General features: G+C 68.2%; 5 protein-coding genes. 2 read left to right on the plus strand and 3 right to left on the minus strand.

Annotated elements, in window-relative coordinates:
- Positions 1 to 519: 519 nt before the first annotated feature.
- On the minus strand, positions 520 to 1,341 hold the full coding sequence (locus DBR23_RS06595) for an SDR family NAD(P)-dependent oxidoreductase (protein ID WP_108497704.1): 822 nt from the start codon (positions 1,339 to 1,341) through the stop codon (positions 520 to 522).
- A gap of 124 nt (positions 1,342 to 1,465) precedes the next feature.
- Between DBR23_RS06595 and DBR23_RS06600 the strand changes: the two genes are divergently transcribed.
- Both DBR23_RS06600 and DBR23_RS06605 read left to right on the plus strand, forming a co-directional pair.
- Entirely contained in the window at positions 1,466 to 2,419 is a 954-nt protein-coding gene (locus DBR23_RS06600) for an SMP-30/gluconolactonase/LRE family protein (RefSeq protein WP_108497705.1), read from the plus strand.
- Positions 2,420 to 2,494: 75 nt separating this feature from the next.
- A complete protein-coding gene (locus DBR23_RS06605; RefSeq protein ID WP_108497706.1) occupies positions 2,495 to 3,427 on the plus strand; it encodes an aldose 1-epimerase in 933 nt (310 codons plus the stop codon).
- 93 nt (positions 3,428 to 3,520) lie between these two features.
- Here the strand turns inward: DBR23_RS06605 and DBR23_RS06610 are convergent, their stop codons facing one another.
- Both DBR23_RS06610 and DBR23_RS06615 read right to left on the minus strand, forming a co-directional pair.
- Entirely contained in the window at positions 3,521 to 5,134 is a 1,614-nt protein-coding gene (locus tag DBR23_RS06610) for a rhodanese-related sulfurtransferase (protein ID WP_108497707.1), read from the minus strand.
- 20 nt (positions 5,135 to 5,154) lie between these two features.
- Positions 5,155 to 5,703 (minus strand): cysteine dioxygenase, encoded by a 549-nt coding sequence (locus DBR23_RS06615; protein ID WP_233250306.1) that lies wholly within the window; start codon positions 5,701 to 5,703, stop codon positions 5,155 to 5,157.
- Positions 5,704 to 5,707 lie beyond the last annotated feature (4 nt).

Consider the following 5,707-nt stretch of genomic DNA (forward strand, 5'->3'; position numbering starts at 1 on the left):
TGGGGAGCCGAACATCCAAACAGCCACACGGGCCATCGCTGCGCTCGGCCCCGCCTGCGCAGCGCTTGGCGCTTGCGCCCGCGAGACGGGACCGAGCGCAGCGCAGCGAAGCAATGGCCCGTGTGGATGTCCATTTTTGGGTTCCCTTCTGCGCGTGCCGAGAAGCGCAGGGCAGGGGGTGCGTGCGTGTGCCGAAGGACACACGTACTTCGTGCACTGACTTGCCGCAGTTGTTTGAACGGAGCGCGTAGCGCGCAGTGAGTTCTGCGGCGCACCCTCTGTGCGAGCATCGCAGGTTGCCCGTAGCGCAGCGGAGGGACGCGCGCAGTAGGGTCGCCCTTTCTTTGGTGACTTTCTTTCGGCGACGCGAAAGAAAGTTACTCGCACGCCGGGCGACTCCCGGCCTCCGTCCTCAACCCGAGCACGCCGCCAGACCAACACCCACCCTCAAAATCTACAAAAACAATAGCTACCAGCGCTTAATGAATAAGCGCCAGAGCCCAAAAAGACCTCAAAAATTCAAACCCACCCCGCATCCACCTTGAACTCCTGCGCCGTACACATCGCCGCATCATCCGACGCCAAAAACAACACCATCCGCGCAATGTCATGTGGCCGCAGCTTGTCCGGCAAGCACTGGTTGCGCGCCAGCTCCTTCTCGCCCTCGGCGTCCAGCCACAGTTTGATCTGCCGCTCCGTCATCACCCACCCCGGCGACACCGTGTTGATGCGGATCCGGTCCTGCCCCAGAGTCTTGGCCAGCCCGCGCGTGAGGCCGTTCACCGACGACTTCGCAATGGCATAGCAGGGGTAGCCCGTGCCCTTGCCCTGCCAGCCCGTGGAGCCCAGGTTGATGACCGAGCCCGCGCCCAGCCTGCGCATGCCGGGCACCACAGCCTGGATGGCGAAGAAGGCGGGGCGCTCGTTGATGGCCATGCGCTCGTCGTAGTACTCGGGGGTTACGGACTCCAGCGTGTGCCGGTCGTCGCTGGCCACGTTGTTCACCAGCACCGCAAAGTCGCTGCCCAGCTCGGCCGCCGCTTCAGCCACACAGGCTTGCAGGGCGTTCACATCGCGCACATCGCACACACGCCACCAGGGGCGGGGCAGGCCTGCGTCGGCAATGTGCTGGGCCAGGGCTTCGCTGGCGTTGCGCGCCACGTCCACAAACGCCACGCGGGCGCCTTGCTCTGCAAACGCCGCCACGATGGCCGCGCCAATGCCGCTGCCGCCGCCGGTCACGAACACGGCGCGGCCTTGCAGGCTGGGGAATTTCGCCAGGCCCTGGGGGGCGCCCGTGGCGTCGGTCGAGGAAGAGAAGGGGGTAAAAAACTGCGTCATATCAATATTGCAATCAATCAATGGCGAAAAAATTCATTTCAAGCATCAATTGGCGTTGATAAGATGCCGCTCGTCAAGTGCCTGGCGGCAGGCCGATGCAAAAAAACGACCGGAGACAACCAACGTGCGCCCTTCGCTGGATACCCCCATCCCACCGCCCAGCGGCGCGTCCGCCTCTGCGCCAACATCCACCGGCGCCGTGCGCTGCGTGGTCGCGCTGGGCAACGCACTGGGTGAGGGCGTGCTGTGGTCGGTGCGCGAGCAGGCCGTGTACTGGGTGGACATCCTGCAGCGCGAGCTGCACCGCTGGAGCCCGGCCACCAGTGCCCACCAGCGCTGGACGTTTGACGAAGAAATCTCCGCCATCGCCGAGCGCGCCAACGCCCCCGGCTTCATCGTCACTCTGCGCCGGGGCTTTGCGCTGTTCGACCCCGCTGCCGACATCGCCCCACGCTACCTGCACCAGCCCGAGCCAGAGCGCACCGGCAACCGATTCAACGACGGCAAGTGCGACGCCCAGGGCCGCTTTTGGGGCGGCAGCATGGACTTTGCGTGCGAGGCCCCCACGGGCGCGCTCTACAGCTACACCGCCAGTGGCGACTGCGTGCGGCACGACGATGGTTTTGCCGTGACCAACGGCCCCACCTGGGCCACCACCGCGCGGGGCCCGGCCATGTTTTTCAACGACACGGTGCAGGGCACGACCTACCGCTACCGCTGCGACCTGGCCACCGGCACCGTGAGCGACAAAACGCTGTGGAAGCGCTGGCCCGCTGCGGACGGCGTGCCCGATGGCATGACCACCGACGCGCAAGGCCGCTTGTGGATTGCGCACTGGGGCGGTGGCTGCGTCACCTGCCACGATGCCGACACGGCTGAAGAGCTGGCCCGCATCACCCTGCCCGTGAGCCAGGTCACCAACTGCGCGTTTGGCGGTGCAGACCTGCGCACGCTGTACATCACCTCGGCCCGCACCGGGCTCACGCCCGAGCAGATCGCGGCTGAGCCGCTGGCGGGTGCTCTGTTTGCCGTGGATATCAGCACGCCCGGCCTGCCCGCACACCTGTTCGGCGGCTGACGCTGGCGCCACGCGCAGCGGCGGGGCCGTGGCTCCGCCTCCTTTTTCCTCCATCCCGCAGAAAGCACACCGCCCATGACCGAGGCCACTTCATCCCGCCACCCCATCGTCTGGCTGCACCACGCGGGGCAGCACCTGGGCCTGGTGCCCACACTGGGCGGCAGCGTGGCGGCCTGGCAGATCGACGACCCGCAAGCGGCGGGCGCGCGGATCGACCTGTGGCGGCCGTGGGATGGCGCCACGCCCGACCTGTACCAGCTTGCATCCTTTGCCATGGTGCCCTGGTCCAACCGCATCAGCGGCGGCGGGTTTGAGCACGCGGGGCAGTTCCACCCCATGCGTCCCAACCGCGTGGGCGAGCCGTACCCTATTCACGGCGACGGGTGGCTGCAGCCCTGGCAGCTGACCCAGCCCGCGCCCGACACGCTGCAGATGCAGCTGCGCTCCGAGCGCTTTGACGGCAACCCCTACGAGTACGAATGTGTACAGACCTTCCGCCTGGTGGAGGGCGGCCTGGACCAGTCGGTGCAAGTGCGGCACCTGGGCGCGCAGCCGCTGCCCTACGGCCTGGGCCTGCACCCCTGGTTTCCGCGCACGCCCGGCACGCGCATCACGGCGCCGGTGCAGGGCGTGTGGCTGTGTGGCGACGACCCTTTGCCCACGGAGCACACGCAGCACTTCCCGCCCGGCTGGGACTTGAACACCGGTGCGCCCGCCAACGGCGGCCTGATCGACAACGCCTACACCGGCTGGGGCGGCACCGCGCAGATCGACTGGCCCGAGCGCGGTCTGCGCCTTACCGCCCACATGCCAGACTTTGCCAAGGACGGCGGCGCGGCCCACCACTACTGCCTGGTGTACCGCCCGCCACAGGGCCCGGCGTTCTGCTTTGAGCCCATCACCCAGCCCATCGATGCTTTCCACCAACCGGGCCAGCCCGGCCTGCGCACCTTGGCGCAGGGCGAGGTGCTGGCGATGAACGTGTCGTGGCGGTACGGGGCGTTGTAAGCACCCCTGGGGCGCCCCAGAAGAGGGTTTGTAGAGAAATCAGCCGGTAGCGCTAGTGAATCATGCGCTGGCAGCTATTAAATCGATAGTGAATCAGATCACTCGGAACCCGTGGGTGCCGTCGCGCCCCAGTTGCTCCACCAGCCCGAACTCCCAGTCCAGGTAGGCCTGCATCGCTTCGCGCGGGCTGTCGGTGCCTTCGTACGGGCGGCGGTAGCGGTCGATGCGTGGCGAGGCCAGGCGCGTCTCGCCATGCTCCAGCGGCAGGCCCTGGGCGATCCAGGCCAGCGTGCCACCCTCCAGCACCACCACCTCGGCGCCACCCGTCAGGCGGGCCAGGTCCTGCGCGGCATAGCGTGCCAGCAGGCTGCTGCCACAGGTCAACACATAACGCTGCGCCTTGGGAATACTGGCCACCGCCTGTGCCAGTTGCGAGCGGATCACGAACCACGCGCCGGGGATGTGGCGCTGCACGTAGTTAGCGCTGGTGGTCAGGTCCAGCACGGCGGTGTGGCCGGGGCGCTGTTTGCTTTCTTCGTTCAGCCAATCCGCCAGTTGTGCGGGCGTGACCCAGGCAATCGGGCCTTCGGGCTCGGGCACGGTGTTGGCCACGGCGCCGGTCTCGCTGAAGTCGGCGGCGGGCGCGTCGTCCAGCACCCACACGTCCCAGCCCATCTGCGCCAGCCACGATGCACTCATGTTCGCGCGCACCCCGTCGTCATCCACCAGCACGATGCGCGCGCCACGCACGGCGGCGGTGTGGTCGGTCTCCTGCACCAGCTGGCCGCCGGGCGTGTTGCGAAAGCCGGGCAGGTGGCCTGCGGCAAATTCTTCGGGCGTGCGCACGTCCAGCAGGTAGGTGGTGCGCTGCGCCTCGGCCCCAAAGCGCGCCAGGTTGGCGCGGGTGGCGCGCTGCACGCCCGCGCGGTCGGCCACGCTGCGCGCCTGCTGAGGCGCGCGCTCGCGGTCGGCATGCACTGCGGGGTCAAAGCGGCGGGTGGCGCCGCGCTCCAGCGTCTGGCCGGCCAGCAGCCAGCCGATGGTGCCGTTGCGCAAGGCCGCCACCGGGTTGGGGATGCCCGCGTTCACCAGCGACTGCGTGCCGATGATGCTGCGCGTGCGGCCCGCGCAGTTCACGATGATCTGCGTGGCCGGGTTGGGCGCCAGTGCCTGCGCGCGCAGCACCAGCTCCGCGCCGGGCACGCTCACGCCGGTGGGGATGTTCATGGTGTGGTACTCGTCATACCGGCGCGCATCCAGCACCACGACATCGGCCTGGGCGTTGATGAGCGCCTGCACCTCTTCGGCTGCCAGCGAGGGCGTGTGGCGCTCGGCCTCCACCAGCTCGCCAAACGATTTGCTGGGCACGTTCACGTCGATGAACAGCTCGCCGCCCGCATCGCGCCAGCCCTGCAGGCCACCGGCCAGCAGCGTCACCTGCGTGTAGCCCAGCTGCTGCAGCTTGCGCGCGGCGGGCTCGGCCAGGCCTTCGCCGTTGTCGTACACCACGATGAAGGTGTCGCGGCGCGGAATGCGCGTCCACGCCTCCAGCTCGATCTTTCCGGCGGGCAGGTTGGCGGCGAACAGCGGGTGGCTTTGGGCAAACGGGTCTTCCTCGCGCACGTCGAGCAAGGCGATTTCTTGGCGGGCGAGCAGGGCCTCGCGAACCTGGTGGAACGAAGTCTGGGGCAGGGCGGGAGCGGTCATGGTGTTGGGTCGGATCGGCTTCAGGCAGCCGGTGTAGGGTTTTTGGACAGGTCCCAGAGGTTGGGCAGGGTGCTGTTGCTGTAGCCCGAGATGAATGGCTTGCGCGTGCCGTCCTCCAGGTACACGCTGCGCTGCACCGCGCCAATGTTGGCGCCGTACACGTGGATGCTGATGGAGGTGTGGCCCGCCCACGCGTTGCTTACGCGGTGCACATCGCCTATTGCGGGGTCGTTGGGCGAGACGGCCTCCACCTGGCCCGGCTGCAGCCGCACGGGCGCGCCCTGCGGTGCCCAGCGGCCGTCGGGCGTGCGGGCATAGGCCTGCGAATCCTCGGCGCCGCGCAGCATGCCGATCAGGCCCCACACGGTGTGGTCATGAATGGGCGTGGCCTGGCCGGGGCCCCACACAAAACTCACGACCGAAAAGCGCCCCAGCGCATCGGCATGCAGCAGGTACTGCTGGTAGCGATCGGGGTGGGGCTGGGCATAGGTGTCGGGCAGCCAGTCGTCATGGGCCACCAGCGTGCGCAGCAGCGTGGCGCCCTGGGCCAGGGTGTCGGGCTCGGGCAGGCGC

It is taken from the genome of Acidovorax sp. HMWF018 (assembly GCF_003061035.1).
Classification (GTDB): Bacteria; Pseudomonadota; Gammaproteobacteria; order Burkholderiales; family Burkholderiaceae_C; genus Acidovorax; species Acidovorax delafieldii.